Source organism: Caballeronia udeis, from assembly GCF_044909315.1.
Taxonomy (GTDB): domain Bacteria; phylum Pseudomonadota; class Gammaproteobacteria; order Burkholderiales; family Burkholderiaceae; genus Caballeronia; species Caballeronia udeis_A.
Genome location: NZ_JBIYEB010000010.1, coordinates 12,307 through 28,942, shown reverse-complemented (window position 1 = coordinate 28,942; position 16,636 = coordinate 12,307). Strand labels below are relative to the sequence as shown.

15 protein-coding genes and 2 pseudogenes are annotated in these 16,636 nt (G+C 60.7%); 9 read left to right on the top strand and 8 right to left on the bottom strand.

The features are described 5' to 3' along the window. The first annotated feature begins 21 nt into the window (after positions 1 to 21). The gene (locus tag ABH944_RS17510) at positions 22 to 1,482 is read left to right on the top strand and encodes a purine-cytosine permease family protein (protein ID WP_404607779.1); all 1,461 of its coding nucleotides are present in this window, start codon (positions 22 to 24) and stop codon (positions 1,480 to 1,482) included. A 26-nt stretch (positions 1,483 to 1,508) separates the two neighbouring features. Here ABH944_RS17510 and ABH944_RS17505 read toward each other — a convergent pair whose 3' ends face one another. Further along, the gene (locus tag ABH944_RS17505) at positions 1,509 to 2,651 is read right to left on the bottom strand and encodes a DSD1 family PLP-dependent enzyme (RefSeq protein ID WP_404607778.1); all 1,143 of its coding nucleotides are present in this window, start codon (positions 2,649 to 2,651) and stop codon (positions 1,509 to 1,511) included. Beyond that, the gene (locus ABH944_RS17500) at positions 2,648 to 3,319 is read right to left on the bottom strand and encodes an HAD-IA family hydrolase (RefSeq protein WP_404607777.1); all 672 of its coding nucleotides are present in this window, start codon (positions 3,317 to 3,319) and stop codon (positions 2,648 to 2,650) included. Before ABH944_RS17500 ends, ABH944_RS17505 begins: the two co-directional genes overlap by 4 nt. A gap of 77 nt (positions 3,320 to 3,396) precedes the next feature. Here ABH944_RS17500 and ABH944_RS17495 point away from each other — a divergent pair, with 77 nt between their 5' ends. Beyond that, entirely contained in the window at positions 3,397 to 4,332 is a 936-nt protein-coding gene (locus ABH944_RS17495) for a LysR family transcriptional regulator (RefSeq protein WP_404607776.1), read from the top strand. Positions 4,333 to 4,435: 103 nt separating this feature from the next. Beyond that, complete coding sequence (locus ABH944_RS17490; protein WP_404607774.1) at positions 4,436 to 5,623, top strand: pyridoxal phosphate-dependent aminotransferase; 1,188 nt, start codon at positions 4,436 to 4,438, stop codon at positions 5,621 to 5,623. A gap of 58 nt (positions 5,624 to 5,681) precedes the next feature. Here the strand turns inward: ABH944_RS17490 and ABH944_RS17485 are convergent, their stop codons facing one another. Continuing rightward, positions 5,682 to 6,173, bottom strand: a complete 492-nt coding sequence (locus ABH944_RS17485; protein WP_404607773.1) for an Lrp/AsnC family transcriptional regulator — start codon at positions 6,171 to 6,173, stop codon at positions 5,682 to 5,684. Between the two features lie 152 nt (positions 6,174 to 6,325). Between ABH944_RS17485 and ABH944_RS17480 the strand changes: the two genes are divergently transcribed. Together ABH944_RS17480 and ABH944_RS17475 are read left to right on the top strand one after the other, a co-directional pair. After that, positions 6,326 to 7,534: a M20 aminoacylase family protein gene (locus ABH944_RS17480; RefSeq protein ID WP_404607772.1), complete on the top strand. Its 1,209-nt coding sequence runs from the start codon at positions 6,326 to 6,328 to the stop codon at positions 7,532 to 7,534. Continuing rightward, positions 7,534 to 8,757 carry a diaminopropionate ammonia-lyase gene (locus ABH944_RS17475; protein ID WP_404607771.1) on the top strand — a complete coding sequence of 408 codons (1,224 nt, stop codon included), beginning with the start codon at positions 7,534 to 7,536 and terminating at the stop codon, positions 8,755 to 8,757. The genes ABH944_RS17480 and ABH944_RS17475 overlap by 1 nt, the downstream gene beginning before the upstream one ends. A gap of 4 nt (positions 8,758 to 8,761) precedes the next feature. On the opposite strand, the gene ABH944_RS17470 is transcribed toward ABH944_RS17475, so the two are convergent. After that, positions 8,762 to 9,703 carry a LysR family transcriptional regulator gene (locus ABH944_RS17470; protein ID WP_404607769.1) on the bottom strand — a complete coding sequence of 314 codons (942 nt, stop codon included), beginning with the start codon at positions 9,701 to 9,703 and terminating at the stop codon, positions 8,762 to 8,764. Between the two features lie 108 nt (positions 9,704 to 9,811). Here ABH944_RS17470 and ABH944_RS17465 point away from each other — a divergent pair, with 108 nt between their 5' ends. Then, positions 9,812 to 11,323, top strand: a complete 1,512-nt coding sequence (locus ABH944_RS17465; RefSeq protein ID WP_404607767.1) for a CoA-acylating methylmalonate-semialdehyde dehydrogenase — start codon at positions 9,812 to 9,814, stop codon at positions 11,321 to 11,323. 119 nt (positions 11,324 to 11,442) lie between these two features. Here ABH944_RS17465 and tssJ read toward each other — a convergent pair whose 3' ends face one another. The 3 genes and pseudogenes from tssJ to ABH944_RS17450 form a co-directional block, all read right to left on the bottom strand. Further along, on the bottom strand, positions 11,443 to 12,126 hold the full coding sequence (gene tssJ / locus ABH944_RS17460) for a type VI secretion system lipoprotein TssJ (RefSeq protein WP_404607765.1): 684 nt from the start codon (positions 12,124 to 12,126) through the stop codon (positions 11,443 to 11,445). Between the two features lie 17 nt (positions 12,127 to 12,143). Beyond that, positions 12,144 to 13,112 carry a type VI secretion system baseplate subunit TssG gene (gene tssG, locus ABH944_RS17455; protein WP_404608105.1) on the bottom strand — a complete coding sequence of 323 codons (969 nt, stop codon included), beginning with the start codon at positions 13,110 to 13,112 and terminating at the stop codon, positions 12,144 to 12,146. 74 nt (positions 13,113 to 13,186) lie between these two features. Further along, positions 13,187 to 13,966 (bottom strand): annotated as a pseudogene (locus tag ABH944_RS17450) (type VI secretion system baseplate subunit TssF); the annotation flags it as partial. Positions 13,967 to 13,985: 19 nt separating this feature from the next. Between ABH944_RS17450 and ABH944_RS17445 the strand changes: the two are divergent. The 3 genes and pseudogenes from ABH944_RS17445 to ABH944_RS17435 all read left to right on the top strand — a co-directional run. After that, positions 13,986 to 14,741, top strand: a pseudogene (locus tag ABH944_RS17445) (AAA family ATPase); the annotation flags it as partial. Next, entirely contained in the window at positions 14,738 to 15,166 is a 429-nt protein-coding gene (gene tssE / locus ABH944_RS17440) for a type VI secretion system baseplate subunit TssE (protein ID WP_404607763.1), read from the top strand. The pseudogene ABH944_RS17445 and the gene tssE, both read left to right, overlap by 4 nt. Before the next feature lie 131 nt (positions 15,167 to 15,297). Then, complete coding sequence (locus ABH944_RS17435) at positions 15,298 to 15,651, top strand: DOPA 4,5-dioxygenase family protein (protein WP_404607762.1); 354 nt, start codon at positions 15,298 to 15,300, stop codon at positions 15,649 to 15,651. A 19-nt stretch (positions 15,652 to 15,670) separates the two neighbouring features. On the opposite strand, the gene ABH944_RS17430 is transcribed toward ABH944_RS17435, so the two are convergent. Further along, positions 15,671 to 16,588, bottom strand: a complete 918-nt coding sequence (locus ABH944_RS17430; RefSeq protein WP_404607761.1) for an AraC family transcriptional regulator — start codon at positions 16,586 to 16,588, stop codon at positions 15,671 to 15,673. Positions 16,589 to 16,636 lie beyond the last annotated feature (48 nt).

Here is a 16,636-nt window from a genome sequence, read left to right as displayed (position 1 = left end):
CCGCGATCAAGAGGAATCGATATGTCTGTCCCCACCCGTGACGCCCCTGAACGCGCCCTCGCCGAACGCCGCACGATCGACTACATTCCGGACGCCGAGCGCCACGGCAGTCTCATCAGCCAGTTCACGCTGTGGCTGGCCGCGAATCTTCAGATCACTGCGATCGTGACGGGTGCGCTTGCGGTGGTGCTCGGTGAAGACGTGTTCTGGTCGCTGGTGGGTTTGGTGATCGGTCAGGTATTCGGCGCAGCGGTGATGGCGCTTCACGGCGCTCAAGGGCCGCAGCTTGGACTGCCGCAAATGATTTCGAGCCGCGTGCAGTTCGGCGTGTACGGCGCAATGATTCCCATCGCGCTCGTGTGCCTGATGTATGTGGGCTTCTCGGCCAGCGGCTCGGTGCTGGCGGGTCAGGCCGTCGCACAACTATTTCATGTGGACGACGCGGTCGGCATTGTGTTGTTCACCGCAGTGATCGTTGCGTTCACGGTGTTCGGGTATCGTGTGATTCATGCGATCGGCCGGATCGCCAGTGTCGTGGGTGTCGTTGCGTTCATCTATATGTTCACGCGCTTGCTCATGGGTCACGACATGAGCGCGCTGCTGGCGAATCGCCACTTCACGGTGAGCAGCTTCCTGCTTGCGATGTCGTTGTCCGCTTCCTGGCAAATCGCGTTCGGCCCCTATGTGGCCGACTATTCCCGCTACCTCCCGCGCTCGACATCCCCAGGCAGGACGTTCTGGGCGATCTTCGCGGGCTCGGCTATCGGCGCGCAGGCATCCATGACCTTTGGGGTGTTCGCGGCCGCACTGGCGGGCAGGCAGTTCTCCGGGCATGAGGTGTCGTTTGTCGTTGGGCTCGGTGCAAGTGGCGGGGTCGCGGCGCTGCTGTATTTCGTCATTGCCTTCGGCAAGGTCACCATCACCACCCTTAACGCCTACGGCAGCGTGATGTCGATCGCGACGGTGGTCAGCGGTTTGCGTGGCGACAACAAGCTGTCGGGGCGCGGCCGCCTGCTGTATATCCTCGGCATGATCGGCGTGGCAATGGCGCTTGCATTGGCGGGACGCCATGCGTTCCTGCATGAGTTCTCGTCGTTCATCCTGTTCCTGCTCGCCTTCTTCACGCCGTGGAGCGCGATCAATCTGGTCGACTATTACTTCATCACGCGTGATCGCTATGACGTGCCGGCCCTGTACGACCCGAATGGCCGCTATGGGCGCTGGAACATGACGGGGATCGGCATCTACGTGTTCGGCGTGCTCGTGCAGATGCCGTTCATCTCCACTGCGTTTTATACGGGGCCGCTGGTTGACCGGCTCGACGGCACTGACATCTCGTGGATCGTTGGTCTCATCGTTCCGGCGGCGCTCTATTTCCTTGTAGCGCGTCGCGCGGCGCGCCATGTGCCGGCGCATCTGATCCTGCCCGCTGATGCAGGTCGTATCGATACACCTTCGGATGCGCAAGCCGTGTCGAGCTAACTAAAAGTGAAGGGGTCGTTGCCGATCTACCAGCCGTAAAAGCGGTCCCATACGGCCACTTCCCCATCCTCCGAGCGTGCGTGATAAGCGGGAAATTGCGCACCCGTTGCGCACGCATGATTCGGCAGGATCAAGAGGCGTGTTCCGACCGGCAGATGCGCGGCGATATCTCTGTCGGGATGATCGACGTTCGCGAGAATGCCGTGCTCCTGGTTCGCGCCCATGAGCACGTAGCCGTCGAGCGGCGCGCCATTCAAGGTGCAGGGTTGCCCGTAACCGTAGTCGTTCGTTTGCTTCGAGGTGCCACGGTCGCGGCTCATCGCCATCCAGCCGGCGTCGAGAATGGCCCAGCCCTTGTCAACCTGATGACCGATAACCGTCGTCAACACACTCAACGCAAGATCGCCGGTCGTGCAGACTCCAACGTTGCACATGACCAGATCGAAGAACACATACACGCCGGCCCGTACCTCCGTGACGCCGTCGAGATGCTGCGCGGCCAACGCCGTTGGCGTGGACCCGACGCTCACGACATCGCACGGCAGGCCCGCGTCGCGCAAACGCTCGGCCGCATGCACGCAACCCGCGCGTTCCTGTTCGGCCAGCTTGGCGAGTGCGTCGGATGTATTGAGGTCGTAGCTCGAGCCGGCATGAGTCATCACGCCACCCAGGCGTGCGCCATGGTGCGTGTCATCGCCATGCAGCGCCCGCCCGATATCGATCAGGCGAGCTTCGTCGGGCTGGACGCCGGAACGATGACCGTCGGTATCTATTTCTATCCACACCTCGAAGGTCTCGCCATGTTCACGGCCGAACTGCGCAACGGCAAGCGCCGCTTCCAGGTTATCGACGACCAGTTTGAGATCGCATCCCGCGCGCCGCAGCGCCATTGCCCGGGGCAGTTTCGATGCAACCATCCCCACCGCATACAGGATGTCGCTGAAGCCTGCCACGAAAAACTGCTCGGCTTCCTTGAGCGTGGACACCGTGATGCCGCGAGCACCCGCATCGCGCTGTGCCTGCGCAACCTCCACGCACTTCGATGTTTTCACATGCGGCCGGAATGCAACGCCGAGCGTGTCCATCCGGCTCTGCATGCGTGCGATGTTGCGTTGCATGCGCGTCAGGTCGATCAGCGCGGCGGGGGTTTGGATCTGATCCAGGGTCATGACGTGGACGTTCCCTTCGATGAGTTGAACTCTCGCAGCCAAGGCAGCAGCGCGTCGAGCGAGGGTGATTCGATCTCGGGCGCTTGCGCGCCTTCCACGAGCGCCAGGCCAACGCGGTTATGCCAGTAAGTGCGCAAGCCGGTCTTCGCCGTGCCGAACATGTCGTAGCTTGAACCGGCCACGAACGCGGCTTCATTCGCGTTGACCTTCAGGCGGCCGAGCGCCATCTGATACGGCCGCGGGTCGGGTTTGTAGAAGCCCGCGCTTTCGGCGGTCACGATCACGTCCCAGTCGATATCGAACAGGCCGGCGGCCTGCTCGCCGAGACGCTTGGAGCAGTTCGTCACAATAGCCAGCCGGCAGTGCGGTGCGAGCTTGCGCAGCACTTCTTTCGTGCCGTTCCATGGCGCGAGTTGCAGCCATTGCGCTTCCAGCGTGCGTGCGGCCGATTCACGCAAGCCGACCTGTACCGCGGCCTGGCGCACCAGTTCTTCGTAGGGAACATAGGCGCCGCAGCCGTAGGTCAGCCGCAAGTATTCAGCGCGCCAGGCGCGGCCGGTGGCTTCGCTGCCGGCCGCCCGGTTCCACAGGCTCCACGAATCGAGCAATGCGGTGAGTAGGTCGAACAGCACCGCTTTGGGATAAGTTTCAGTAGTTTGATTGAGCATGATGGACGTGACTTTACTGACGAAACCCTAAGCTGTGTTTAAATCCAGTCACATCTATCCTTAAGCAAAATTGAACGATGGAACTTGCTGACCTGCGGCTCGTCACCATGCTTGCGCGTTCGGAATCACTGAGCGCGGCGGCGCGCGTCCTGAACGTGACGCCGTCGGCGCTCTCCATGCGGCTCAAGAAGCTCGAGAAAGCGCTGGGCGTGACGCTTGCCACGCGTGATGCCCGGCATATGTCGCTGACCGCGGACGGGGCAAGGCTGGCGCGCGAAGCGCAGGGCTTGCTCAGCGCTATCGAGGCACTTCCCGACACCTTCCGCGAACAGACCGCACAACTCGCCGGACATATTCGGATTGCTGCGCCGTTCGGTTTTGGGCGCGTGCATATTGCGCCGTTGCTCGCGCGGTTCGCCTGCGCGAACCCGGGGATTCGCCTGCAACTCGACCTGCTGGAAACGCCCTGGCCGCACAGCCATGCCGCCGATGTCGTGATCCAGATCGGCACGGTGCGCGACTCGTCCTGGAGCGCGCGGCCGTTGCTGGCGAACGAGCGCTGGTTATGCGCGAGCCCGGGTTATATCGCGGCGCGTGGTTACCCGGGCGAACCCCGCGAGATACTGGAACACGACTGCATCTGTATCCGCGAAAACGATGAAGACGTGACGCTCTGGCACGTGCGCCAGCGAAGGTCGGAGGCGGGCAGGAAACCATCGTCGCCAACCACGCTGCGCGTCACGCCGGCGTTCACCACGAACGACGGCAGCGTCGCGCGCCGTTGGGCGGAAGAAGGCCTCGGCCTCGTGCTGCGCTCGCAATGGGACGTGGCCGATGCAGTCGCCGCGGGCAAGCTGGTGAGGTTCCTGAGTGACTGGGATTTCGGCAGCGCGCCGGTGATTGCACTCGTGCCCACGCGCAAGGGGCGGTCGCTGCGGATCCAGGCGCTGTTGAGTTATCTCGTGGAGAATCTTGGCGCGGAGGCTGCGGGAGAGAAGACGAAAGGGCGGTGACGCAGCCGCTTGACGTTCGCGTCATGGCGGACTTTATAATCGAAGGGAACAGAGATCAATCATCGCGTGCCGGGTTGATGGTCACGCTTCAGGGAGTGAGCGCATGAAGTATTCGAACCTCGTCGAGCGCCTGCAGGGCAAGCGCACGGCTGCATGGGAAATTCATCACGCCGCGCAGCAGGCTTTGCAGAAAGGCGAGGACGTCATTGTCCTGAGCGTTGGCGATCCGGACTTTGCTACACCCGAAGTCATCGTCGATCGCGCCGTGGCAGCGCTGCGGGGCGGCGACACCCATTACGCGGAAGTGATTGGACGCGAGCCGTTGCGGGCCGCTATCGCGCGGGATCATTCGCGTCAGACCGGCACGAGCGCGGATGCGAGCAATGTGATCGTGGTCGCGGGCGCGCAGAACGGGGTCTTCGCTACGTCCTTGTGCCTGTGCGAAGCAGGTGACGAGGTCATCGTGCCCGAGCCGATGTACCTGACCTACGAGGCCAGCGTCCGGGCATCGGGCGCAACGCTGGTGCCTGTGGCCGTTGATCCGCTGAGAGCCTTTCATCTGGACTGCGCGGCGCTCGAGGCAGCCATTACCCCGCGTACGAAAGCAATCTTCTTCGCCACGCCATGCAATCCGACCGGCGTGGTGATGCCGCGTGAAGACCTTGAGCGCATTGCCGAATTGGCTCGCAAGCACGATCTCTGGATCGTCGCCGACGAGGTCTATGCGGACCTGACCTTTGAGCGCGAGCACGTGAGCATTGCTTCGCTGGAAGGCATGGCCGAGCGCACCGTGACTATCGGCAGCTTGTCCAAGTCGCATGCCATGCCCGGTTGGCGCGTGGGTTGGGTGATAGGACCCAAGACGCTGATCGAGCATCTGGGGCGGCTTGCTCTCTGCATGCTGTACGGCTTGCCGGGTTTCATCCAGGAAGCGGCGGTGACCGCACTCGAGAACCGGATGCAGATTGTGGCGGACATGCGCGAGATCTACCGGCGGCGGCGCGACGTTGTATTCAATCGTCTTCGTGACGTGCCGGGCTTGCATTGTCTATTGCCCGAGGCAGGCATGTTCATGATGGTCGATGTGACCGGCACGGGGCTGGATGCCTACAATTTCAGTTGGCAGTTGTTCCGTGCACAAGGTGTTTCAGTACTCGACGCAAGCGCGTTTGGCGAGACGGCGAGCGGTTATGTGAGGCTGGGTTTTGTGGTCGATGAAGCACGGCTTGCGCAGGCTTGCGATCGCATTGCCGCGTTCGTTGGGAGTTTGGTGGGGAAGGCGAAGGGTTGAACGGGGATGACGGGCGGTGTTGGTGCTGCATGAATCATCCAGCGTCGCGCCGGTCGCTTTATGCCAGCCCGTCGTCCGGCTCTTCCGGGTCATCAATCGAAATCTTCGTCTCGAACTTCGAGCAGTTCATCGCGAAGTTGCTCTTGAAGTTGCGCACGTTGTTGTTCGACGAAAACAACCGGCGCGTGAACGCGTGATAACGCTCCATGGACGCCGAGTTCACGATCAGCAGGAAGTCGAACTCGCCGGATACTTCGTAGCAGGCCATCACATCACCCTCCGCCATCATGCGCCGCTCGAACGCGCGCAATAGTGCGTCGTTCTGCTTGTCCAGTTCCACCGATACAAACACAGTCAGTGGCCGCCCGACCCGCATGCGATCGACGATAGCGACCTCTTTCAGCAACACGCCGTCTGCCCGCAACTGCGCGATCCGGCGCTGACAGGTCGCGGCCGACGCATTGGCCTCTGTGGCGAGCACGCGTAGCGGAGTAGCCGCATTTTCCTGCAACAGGTTGAGGATTCGAACGTCCAGCCGGTCGAGTGCCATGGGGTGTCCTGGGATGAACGCGGCGATCGCGAAGGTTAAAGACCAAAATAGAATCAATTTATCGAAGATCGCGTCTTATGTGAGATTTTTTCTCATCCACAGGTTCCTATACTGGAGCACAAGAGGAATCGAGCGGACATGGGAGCAACACAATGGACACGAGCAACGAGGCGTTGGACTTCGACAGGCAATTGACGCAGTGGCGGCACCGGCTTCATCGCGCGCCCGAGACGGGTTTCGAGGAACACGAAACAAGTGCGTTCGCGGCGGGCGTGCTCGAAGATTTCGGGCTGGAGGTGACGCGGGGTATCGGCGGGACGGGTTTTGTCGCGAGCCTGTCTTGCGGCGATGGTCGCGGTGTGATTGGTCTGCGTGCGGAGATGGATGCGCTCAACATTCATGAGCAGGCGCCGGAGCGCGGCTACGCGTCCGTGCACGCCGGCAAGTCCCACGCTTGCGGGCATGACGGTCACATGAGCATGGTGCTGGGTGCCGCGAAGCTTCTTTGCGAGCGGCGCGATTTCAGCGGGACCGTGCGGTTTATCTTTCAGCCCGCCGAGGAACACGGCAAGGGTGCAAAGGCGATGATCGCCGACAAACTGTTCGAGCGTTTCCCCGTGGATGAAATCTACGGCGTTCACAACATCCCCGGTCAACGCGCGGGAACCATTGCGACGCGGGCTGGCGGCATCATGGCCAGTGAAGATGATTTCGTTATCCGTATCAATGGACGAGGTGGGCACGCGGCGCGACCGCATATGACCATCGATCCCATTGTGATTGCAGCAGAGGTTGTGCTCGCTTTACAGACGGTTGTATCGAGGAGTGTCGATCCCGGTGTGTCTGCTGTGATTTCCTGCACCGAACTGTTCACCGACGGCATTCGCAATGCAATTCCCGGACAGGTGATCATCAAGGGCGATACACGCAGCTATACGCCTGACGTGCAGCGGTTACTCGAGACCCGGATGCGCAACATCAGTGAGGGTATCTGCGCGGCGCATGGGGCTGAATGTTCATTCGAATACACCCACGAGTTTGTTCCTACGGTGAACACGCCGGAATGCGTTCCGACAGCGATCGCGGCTGCAACCGCAGTTGTGGGAGCCGAGAACGTGGATGGCAACGTGGCCCCGATGATGATTTCGGAAGACTTCGGCGCATTCCTTCAGGTGGTGCCTGGCAACTTTGCGTTCATTGGCAATGGTGCCGAGGGCGAGCCGGGTGCGACCCCGCTTCACAACGCTCACTACGATTTCAACGACACAGTCTTGCCTATTGGCGCGCGCTATCTTGCCGAGATCGTGCGCACGAAACTATCGGTTATCCATAGCCATAACCCGAATCCGAGGAAAGTTTAATGTTGCTACATAACGCCCGCGCGCGCCGGGGCCGCTACGACGAGTCGCTGCGCGACATCCTGAACATTCAAGCCGCCGATGAAAGCCGCGCGTGGTTATCGACGTGGGATGGGCTGAAAGCCGGTCCTACGCCGTTGTGGGACTTGCCGGATCTTGCTGCACGGCTGGGCGTTGGATCGATCAGCATGAAGGACGAAGGCCATCGTTCCCCGCTTGGAAGCTTTAAGGCGCTGGGTGCGCCCATAGCGCTGATCCGTTTGATTCGACGCCTTTGGCCCGACGAAAACTTTATCCCGGCCAAGTTGGTGGCCGGGCACTACAAGGCGCGGTTGCAGGATTTCACGGTCGTCAGCGCGACCGATGGCAATCACGGCCGCGCCTTGGCAGCGGCTGCGCGCAGCATTGGATGCCGTTGTGTGATCGTGTTGCATCGACACGTGAACGATGAACGGCGACTCGCGATAGAACAGTTGGGCGCGCAGATTGTGCAGATCGACGGCAACTACGACGAGTCCGTGAAGGAAGCCGCGCGTCTCGCCGGTGAGCACGGCTGGCATGTCGTTTCCGACACCTCGTATGAGGGTTACGAAACCATCCCACGCGATGTGATGCAGGGATACGGGACGATTGCCGCCGAGGCAATCGAGCAACGCAATCAAGGCTCTTACACGCACGTGTTTATTCAGGGTGGTGTGGGTGGACTGGCGGCTGGTGTTGTCAGTTATTTCGCCGAGCGCTTTGCCGAGCGGCGGCTGTTTTGCGTGATTGTCGAACCGGAGCAGGCGGATTGCCTGTTTCAAAGCGCAGTCAAAGGACAGGCGGCGCTGGCGACGGGCTCTGTCGACTCGATCATGGCCGGGCTTGCGTGCGGGGAAGCGTCGCCGCTGGCGTGGCGTTTCCTGCATGTTCTCGCCGATGCCTTCATGACCATTCCCGACGATGCCGCTGTCGATGCCATGCGGATGCTAGCCGCTGGTGCTGAGCGCGATGTGCCTCTTGTGGCCGGGGAGTCGGGCGCCGCGGGACTCGCGGGACTCGTTCAGGCGAGCAGCAGCGCGGAAGATCGCGCTGCGCTCGGGCTTGACGAACGCTCGAGCGTATTGCTGCTGAACACCGAAGGCGCGACCGCGCCGGCTTTGTACAGGCAGCTAACAGGACTGCGCGCCGACGATGTGTTGGCGGCGCAGAGAGGCTGGCTTGCGCGGCAAAAGGAGGGTGCCTAGCCTTCTAGTCGGAGAAGCCGTTTTCGAAGGTCTTGCGCAGATAGGTTACAAACGCTGTCACTGCACGCGGCACGTGCGGCGCGTAGGGCCTGACGATATAAAGCTGTTCAGCGAACCCGCCCTTGGGCTGCCACTCAGGCAGCACCCGGATCAAGTGCCCAGCGCGCAGCGCAGCTTGCGCGCTGAAATCGGGCAGGAGCGCGATGCCCAGGTCGTCGAGTGCTGCGTCGCGCAAGGTCTCGCTATTGTTCGCGGAAAACGGCCCGGAGATTGGCACAGTCACTCGCCCGGCGGCTGTCTTGCGTCCCGTTGTGCGTTCGAACGTCCAGGCCGGCGCCTCCTGCGCACGCGGATAGAACAAGCAGTCATGTGCGGCCAGTTCCTGTGGCGAGGCAGGTGTGCCGCGCCGGCGCAGATACGCTCGCGTTGCCACGATTACCGAGCGCGTGGCGCACAGGGTCCAGGCCACATGCGTTTCGGGTGGCGCGGCGCTATGACGGATCGCGAGATCAAAGCCTTCGCTGGCTAGCGAGGTGATCCGGTCTGACACTTCTAGCTGCACGCGCACTTCCGGATTTGCCCGAAGAAAAACCGACAGATGCGGCACGAGTTGCTGCCGCGCAAACGCCACGGGGGCGGTGACGCGCAGCTCGCCGCGGGCGATACCCGCCGAATCGCGCACGCCCGCGAAACTTTGCGCGATCCCTTCATATTGGCCGCGGGTCTGGTCGACCAGACGTTGTCCCGCCTCCGTCAACCGCACGCTGCGAGTTGTGCGCTGCACCAGAGAAACGCCTGCTGCGCGCTCCAGTTCGGCAATCCGTTGGCTCATGGCCGCCTTGCTCACGCCGAGCCGTGTGGCGGCGCGGGTATAGCTGCCTTGCTGCGCGAGAATTGTCAGCCAATAGAGATGGGTCCAGAGCGACTCGACACGTTGCGTTTCCATATCTTCATTGTTCACCATAGAAAACAATCATTTCAATCATAGCGTCTTTGCAGACACGTCCGGGGTTCTTACACTCTGGATACTCCCAACTCATACAGGTGCCTCATCATGCAGAGCTTCAGCGATCGCGCGGACGTCGGCCACTTTATCCAGGGCCGCCGTGTTCCCGGCACGGGCACGCGCACCCAGCCGATTTTCAATCCCGCGACCGGACAGGAAGCACGCACGCTGCGTCTGGGCGATGTCGCCGATGTGGACGCTGCCGTCGCCAGCGCGAAGAAGGCATTCGTGGGTTGGAGCGAGACACCGCCCATCCGGCGCGCGCGCGTCATGCTGCGTTTTCTGGAACTGATGAACAAGCACCGCGACGAGCTGGCCGCGATCATCACCGCCGAACACGGCAAGGTATTCAGCGACGCGCAGGGCGAGGTGTCGCGCGGCATTGATGTGATCGAATTCGCTTGCGGCATTCCGCAACTCTTGAAGGGCGACTACACCGAGCAGGTGTCCACGGGTATTGACAACTGGACGACGCGTCAGGCGCTTGGCGTGGTGGCAGGCATAACGCCGTTCAACTTCCCGTGCATGGTGCCGTGCTGGATGTTCCCGGTTGCTATCGCGGCAGGCAATGCATTCATATTGAAGCCGAGCGAGCGCGATCCGTCGGCGTCGTTGTTCATGGCGGGGTTGTTGCAGGAAGCGGGTCTGCCCGATGGCGTGTTCAGCGTGGTGCAAGGCGACAAGGTCGTGGTCGATGCGTTGCTCGTGCATCCCGATGTGAAGGCCATCAGCTTTGTGGGTTCAACGCCGATCGCGAATTATATTTATCAGACCGGCGCGCAGCACGGTAAGCGCGTGCAGGCACTTGGCGGCGCGAAGAATCACATGGTCGTGATGCCGGATGCGGATATTGATCAGGCTATTGATGCATTGGTTGGTGCCGGTTATGGCTCGGCGGGCGAGCGCTGCATGGCGATTTCGGTGGCCGTGCTGGTGGGGGATGTGGCCGACAAGCTGATTCCGCGACTGGCGGAGCGGGCACGCACGCTGATCGTGAAGAACGGTATGGAAGCTGATGCCGAAATGGGCCCGATCGTCACGCGCCAGGCGCTGGAACGCATTGAAGGTTACATCGCGTTGGGAGTGGAAGAGGGTGCTTCGCTGGTCGTCGACGGACGTGGTCTGAAGGTGCCGGGACATGAGGAAGGTTTCTTCACGGGTGGCACGTTGTTCGATAACGTGACGCCTGAGATGCGCATTTACAAGGAAGAGATTTTCGGGCCGGTGCTGGCTTGTGTGCGCGTGAAGGACTTTACGGAAGCGGTTGATCTGATCAACGCGCATGAGTTTGGCAACGGCGTTGCGTGTTATACGCGTGACGGACACATTGCACGCGAGTTCGGACGGCGGATTGAAGTGGGGATGGTCGGGATCAATGTACCCATTCCTGTGCCAATGGCGTGGCATGGTTTCGGCGGCTGGAAGCGTAGCTTATTCGGCGATATGCACGCGTATGGCGAAGAAGGCGTGCGGTTTTATACGCGGCAGAAGTCGATCATGCAGCGCTGGCCGGAAAGCACGGAGAAGGGCGCCGAGTTCGCGATGCCTACGGCTAAGTGAGAGGGATTCCACGCCGCCGAAGGTGACCGCAACGTGAGTGGTTTTTGCGGTTCCTGCGGTCGATTGGTCGATTAACCACCGGGAAGTTGTGTGTCCGACCGAAGGTTAATCGACCGCGATCAGGCTGGTTGTGCCCAATCATCTCCCACGGGCGCAGTTCTGCTTGATGGCTTGACCGACGGGGTCCCACCTGGCCTCACCGGTTGTGGCGCGCTGGGACTTGCTGTTTGCGGGATGTTCACTGTTTGCGGTGCACTGTGCCGTTTGACGGCCTCGTTGCCGATACCCGTAACACTTAACGAGCTGTCCCGCACTTCGACCTTCACCGGATCGGTCTTCTTCCACTGTTTCTTCGGCAGCACCAACTTCCATTTCGCATCCCTTCCATCATCGCGGAAGAATGCAACGATGCCGACGTACTCCGCGTCGTCACTCATCGGCTCGCTGATGCTGGCGTTCGCATTGGGCCTGAGTACAAGGTCCGTTGACCCAAGCAGGTCAGCCTTCAGCGCGTCTACATCATTTGTTTGCAATTGCGCGTAGTCGAGTTGATCGAACGCTTGCGGTGTCTTCAGTTGATAGATTCGCACCACGGTCGACAACGATTGTCCGGTGCCGCTTGTATTCGACGAAGACCGGTTGACGAAGTCGAGGTTCATGGTTTTCACCTGCGTGGTGAATGCCCATTTCGCCGCGTCCACGGTGCCGCTCTTAACGGCTTGCCCTACCCCGCATCCCGCGAAAGTAAGAATGGCGCACGCCGCGGCGGCGAGTTGCGTCTGTCGGATCGTTGTGGGCTTCATGCTTGCATTCCATTGTTTTAATGTGTCGTGCAGGTCTTGGTGGTTCGACCGTCCCATGTGCCAAGTTGCACTCGGGTGATGGCGCCTGTCGTATAGGGCCGTTCAGCTTGCGCGAGTTGGGTTGTATAACCAAGGCTCACCTGGTCAGATGAAAGCTCGGCTTTTGGCATCAGGTCGGGCGAGACATGCATCTCCAGATGCGCGTTCGCTTCGTAGCCGAGATAGAAGCGCAGCAGCGCCATGATTTGGGCATGTACCTCATGTCCGGGCGTCAGGCCCAACACCGATTCGGGTGTCGCCGGTGCGATCACTACACGCGTGCAATTGCCTCGATCGTAGAAGCCCCGCCCCAGTACGCAGTTCTCACCAAGCGCCGTTGGCTCGAATTCGTTTAGTTGAATCCATACCGGATGAAACTCGGTGGCCGTAATCGTTGCATCAGGCACGGCGTGTTGCAGTACGCCCGCGAGTCCTTCGGCCGTGCGCGTGCGCTGACTGGCGAGTCCGAGCATTGACAGCAGCTTGCGTGTGCCGACTGTCTGCTCGATATCGGCATTGCCTATACCCAATCCCACCAGGCTGACCAGACAGCGGGAGACGTCATCGGTACCGCCCTTTTGAAATCCTATCGGGAAGCGATACTTGCGCCACGCCCGATAAAACTGCGTCGCGATTCTGTGATGGAACATGTCCAGAAAGGCCGACAACGGTTCCGCGCCGTCACGGTTCGGCGCGACTTCATCGATGAAATTCGATGGCATACGCGCATCGACGCCGTAGAGCCCGAGGAACGTCGTACGGATGGCGGCGGGTTTTGATGTGTCCTCGTAGTCGACTTCGACCGCATCAATTTCTTTGCCCGGAAAGCCGAGTCGAGCATGCGAGCGAAACCGCACCGGTTCGTTTGCCGGGGAGTCGGTCGAGCCGAGAGGTGGCAGATCGGGTGCCGCGAGTTCAATCAGCTCACAAAAGCGCATGAAGTTCATACGTGTGGCGTCGTGCAGTAACACGGGCAAGAGGGTGCGCTCTTCAAGCACCGGAAACTCTCGATGAGGCGCGTTCAAAACGGCGCTCCCTCGGCCTTGTTATCGGGCCACGTTATACGGCGTCCACTCGGCAACGAAATGACTACCAGCTTCGTATAGATATTCATCGTCGCGTACAGCGCGAGGAACCGATTCAGCATCTCGCCGAACAACGCGAGATCGCCGTTTCCAGCGAACTTGTCGCTGTTAAGCGTGACTTCGATTTCCACACCGCGAAGCAAGCCACCCTTGACGAGCTTTTGCAGGGGCCGATGTTTGACGTCGATAATCGCATCGATACGCCGCCGGTTCAATTCTCCATCGGTCCAGTCGTAGAGCGCAAGACTGCCGCGCAGGATTTCTGCGTCCAGCAGGGAGAGATAGTTCGGTGTCAGATGCGAGAGTACACGCCAATGAAAGCGATCACCTGTTGGCGGATAGACGGGCAAGGTGGGTGCAGTGAGGTTTCGCACCGATGCCACGTTCGTAAAGCCACCACGCGTGCGGTTGATGCTTGCTTCTCGAAGACCCTTGCGTGGCAGCATGCCGTTTGTGCCTGTAATCGAAAGCGATAGCGTTTCTTTCGGAAGCGTGGTCTCCCCTTCCCACGCATGGCCGCCCAACACCACCCACGTGTCGAACCGTCCTGACGGGCCGCGTCGAGCCCGCGTATGGAAATATCGCTCGGGCATCTCATGGCGCAGCATGCCGCCGCGGTGCCGGAACGACGAGAACGGCGCGTACTCGAAGCGGGTACCGTTGGATGTTTCGAACCCGACGATGGACTCCACCGAATAGGTTTCGACAAAATCGCCCGATGTGTCCACCGTATGCACGCGGTATCAGGAAGCCCACACGGTGTCTCAGCTCAAGGGCTCGCCACCGGGCTATGTAGGTTACGACCAGGGCGGTGTGCTGACCGAAGCCGTGCGCCGACGGCCCTACAGCGTGATCCTGCTCGATGAAGTGGAAAAAGCGCATCGCGATGTGTTGAACGTCTTCTACCAGGTATTCGATCGCGGTTTCATGCGCGACGGTGAAGGGCGCATGATCGACTTTCGCAATACGGTGATTGTGATGACATCGAATCTGGGCAGTGAGCAGATCATGGCTGCGCAGGACGCAGTGGTCGAGGCCGGCGGTGAGGCCACCACCGGCATGCTGATGGAGGCGATCAGGCCGACGCTGATCGAACATTTCCAGCCGGCGTTGCTGGCCCGATTCCAGACGGTCGTGTACTGGCCGCTTTCTTCATACGCCATGACGACGATAGTACGAATGAAGCTCGCGAAGGTCGCACAGCGCATCCAGCGTAAGTTCAACGTGCCGCTTATCTGCGGCGACGCGCTGATCGGTGAACTGGTGCGTGCTTGTCAGTTACCGGATTCGGGGGCGCGCAATATTGACAGCCTGCTCGACCAGCAGATACTGCCGGTGCTTTCGCGGGAGTTGTTGCTGCGTGTGTCGCAAGCTCAGGCGCTTCATGCAGTCAGGCTGTCGTACTCGGATGACGGCGGAATCGCGGTCGATTTCGATGAGGTACCAAACGATGTTCACGCGATGTCGATCAGCGAAGACGTCACGCCATGACGCGCGGCGGACCTGGGTTGTTCGAAACGGTGACGGGGCATTTTGCGAACGGCGACCCGATTGATTTTCACAGCCGGAACCAGCAAACATTCCTTTCTGTGCGCGACAACATCCAGCGCATTTTAAACAGCCACCGCGAGAGCCTCGCGCATTTGCCTGACTACGGTCTGGGTGAGCTATCGAAGATTTACCGGCACATGCCAGCCTCGGCACATACACTTCGGCGCGAGATTGAAGACACGTTGCTCAAGTATGAGCCACGTCTGAAATCGATCGATATAGCTTCCGCCGATCCAGAGGACGGCATGTCGCTCAGTTTCACGATGACCTGCGAACTGCACCAAGGTGGACTCGTGCGCTATGGCACGTATTTCACGCCAGAGGGACAAGCGCGGCTGACTACGCGTGAGGACATTGAACGGTAGCAGGCCCTTAGTGGGTGTCGCACAGGAGAAGCGACGCACGAGGGATAGGGTATTGAAAGCTAACGCGACCAAGCGGGGCGTCGAGGTAATAGAATATCCATATCCCTACCGGCGCAACCAACCCAACCCCCATGACCCTCCCCACCGCCTCGCCCATCCAAACCTGGCACGCCCACATCTACTTCGACGCTGCCACTCGCGACGCCGCCTGGCAATTTCGCGAGGAAATTTCGACGCGTTTCGGCGATACCCTGCAACTTGGCCGATTCCACGAGAAGCCTGTCGGCCCGCATCCTAAATGGTCGTACCAGCTTGCTTTCGAGCGCACACAATTCGCCGATATTGTCGAATGGCTGACGCTTAACCACGGCGTACTGGACGTTTTCCTCCATCCCAATACCGGAGATCCGTTGCGAGACCATCGCGACGCGGCCGTGTGGATCGGCCACTCGCACAAGCTGTTGCTCGACAACTTCATGGCCTGACCGAATCAGTCCACTCCGCTCACACCCCCCGCGCTTGCCTGAACCCGCCCGGCCCAACCCCATACGTATCTTTAAACTTTTTGCTGAACGCCGATTCCGACTGATACCCGACGTCGTCCGCAATCTCCGCAATGCTCTTCGATGTACGCGTCAGCAAGGTTCCCGCAAGCTGCATGCGAATGCGCGTAAGCAGGGTCATCGGCGAGTCTTCGGTGAGTGCGCCGAAGGTCCGCATGTAGGTGGCGCGTGACATTGCCGATTGCTGCGCCAGCATCTCGATCGTCCATCGCTCAGCCGGCCGTTCCAGCATGGCAATGACCGATGCCCCAAGCCGCGGATGCGCGAGCAGCGCGAGTACATCGGTGGTGGAGGGCTGCTGTTCAAGGTGCGCCCGAAGCAACAGCGTAAACAGCGCGGTGGAGAGCGCCGACACAATGGAATACGCGCCGGGCGCTGCCTCGCTCGCCTCCTTGCGCATCATGCCGACCATGCGCGCGAGGTCAGGGACATCCGCGCGGGCAAAGGACATTTTCACGAGATCCGGCAGCACGTCGATGAGTAACGCGTTAGCCGCGTAGTTGAAGCGGCCGCATAACAAATCGAGGCTCGCGGCATTCGGCCCGCAATTCGAGCGCACCGTTACCGCGCCGTTATGACGGTTCTCCATTTCAACCGGTTCGCTGCCGTTAGCCAGTTCAAGTCCCCGCAGCACATGGGCATCGCCGCGCGGCAACATGACAATATCGCCGGTTTCCAGCAGCACGTCTGCCTTCCCCTGAGATTTGAGGAGACAGCTTCCGGCGAGCACTACGTGGTACACCGCTTCGCTCGGTGGAGCGGGCGGATGGTCCAGTTCCCACTGGCCGCTGAGAAGGCAGCGCAGGTCGAGCGCGCCTTGCAGGCGGGATAACTGGATCAGTCGGTCGAGTGCATCCATGGTTGAGCTGGGCGACGTGAGGGGCAACGCATAAAAGGCGGCGTAGCG

Bases quoted from the DNA above. Each gene is read 5' to 3' on its own strand.
- ABH944_RS17510 (WP_404607779.1), top strand. From the start codon at position 22: ATGTCTGTCCCCACCCGTGACGCCCCTGAACGCGCCCTCGCCGAACGC.
- ABH944_RS17505 (WP_404607778.1), bottom strand. From the start codon at position 2,651: ATGACCCTGGATCAGATCCAAACCCCCGCCGCGCTGATCGACCTGACG.
- ABH944_RS17500 (WP_404607777.1), bottom strand. From the start codon at position 3,319: ATGCTCAATCAAACTACTGAAACTTATCCCAAAGCGGTGCTGTTCGAC.
- ABH944_RS17495 (WP_404607776.1), top strand. From the start codon at position 3,397: ATGGAACTTGCTGACCTGCGGCTCGTCACCATGCTTGCGCGTTCGGAA.
- ABH944_RS17490 (WP_404607774.1), top strand. From the start codon at position 4,436: ATGAAGTATTCGAACCTCGTCGAGCGCCTGCAGGGCAAGCGCACGGCT.
- ABH944_RS17485 (WP_404607773.1), bottom strand. From the start codon at position 6,173: ATGGCACTCGACCGGCTGGACGTTCGAATCCTCAACCTGTTGCAGGAA.
- ABH944_RS17480 (WP_404607772.1), top strand. From the start codon at position 6,326: ATGGACACGAGCAACGAGGCGTTGGACTTCGACAGGCAATTGACGCAG.
- ABH944_RS17475 (WP_404607771.1), top strand. From the start codon at position 7,534: ATGTTGCTACATAACGCCCGCGCGCGCCGGGGCCGCTACGACGAGTCG.
- ABH944_RS17470 (WP_404607769.1), bottom strand. From the start codon at position 9,703: ATGGAAACGCAACGTGTCGAGTCGCTCTGGACCCATCTCTATTGGCTG.
- ABH944_RS17465 (WP_404607767.1), top strand. From the start codon at position 9,812: ATGCAGAGCTTCAGCGATCGCGCGGACGTCGGCCACTTTATCCAGGGC.
- tssJ (WP_404607765.1), bottom strand. From the start codon at position 12,126: ATGAAGCCCACAACGATCCGACAGACGCAACTCGCCGCCGCGGCGTGC.
- tssG (WP_404608105.1), bottom strand. From the start codon at position 13,112: ATGAACTTCATGCGCTTTTGTGAGCTGATTGAACTCGCGGCACCCGAT.
- tssE (WP_404607763.1), top strand. From the start codon at position 14,738: ATGACGCGCGGCGGACCTGGGTTGTTCGAAACGGTGACGGGGCATTTT.
- ABH944_RS17435 (WP_404607762.1), top strand. From the start codon at position 15,298: ATGACCCTCCCCACCGCCTCGCCCATCCAAACCTGGCACGCCCACATC.
- ABH944_RS17430 (WP_404607761.1), bottom strand. From the start codon at position 16,588: ATGGATGCACTCGACCGACTGATCCAGTTATCCCGCCTGCAAGGCGCG.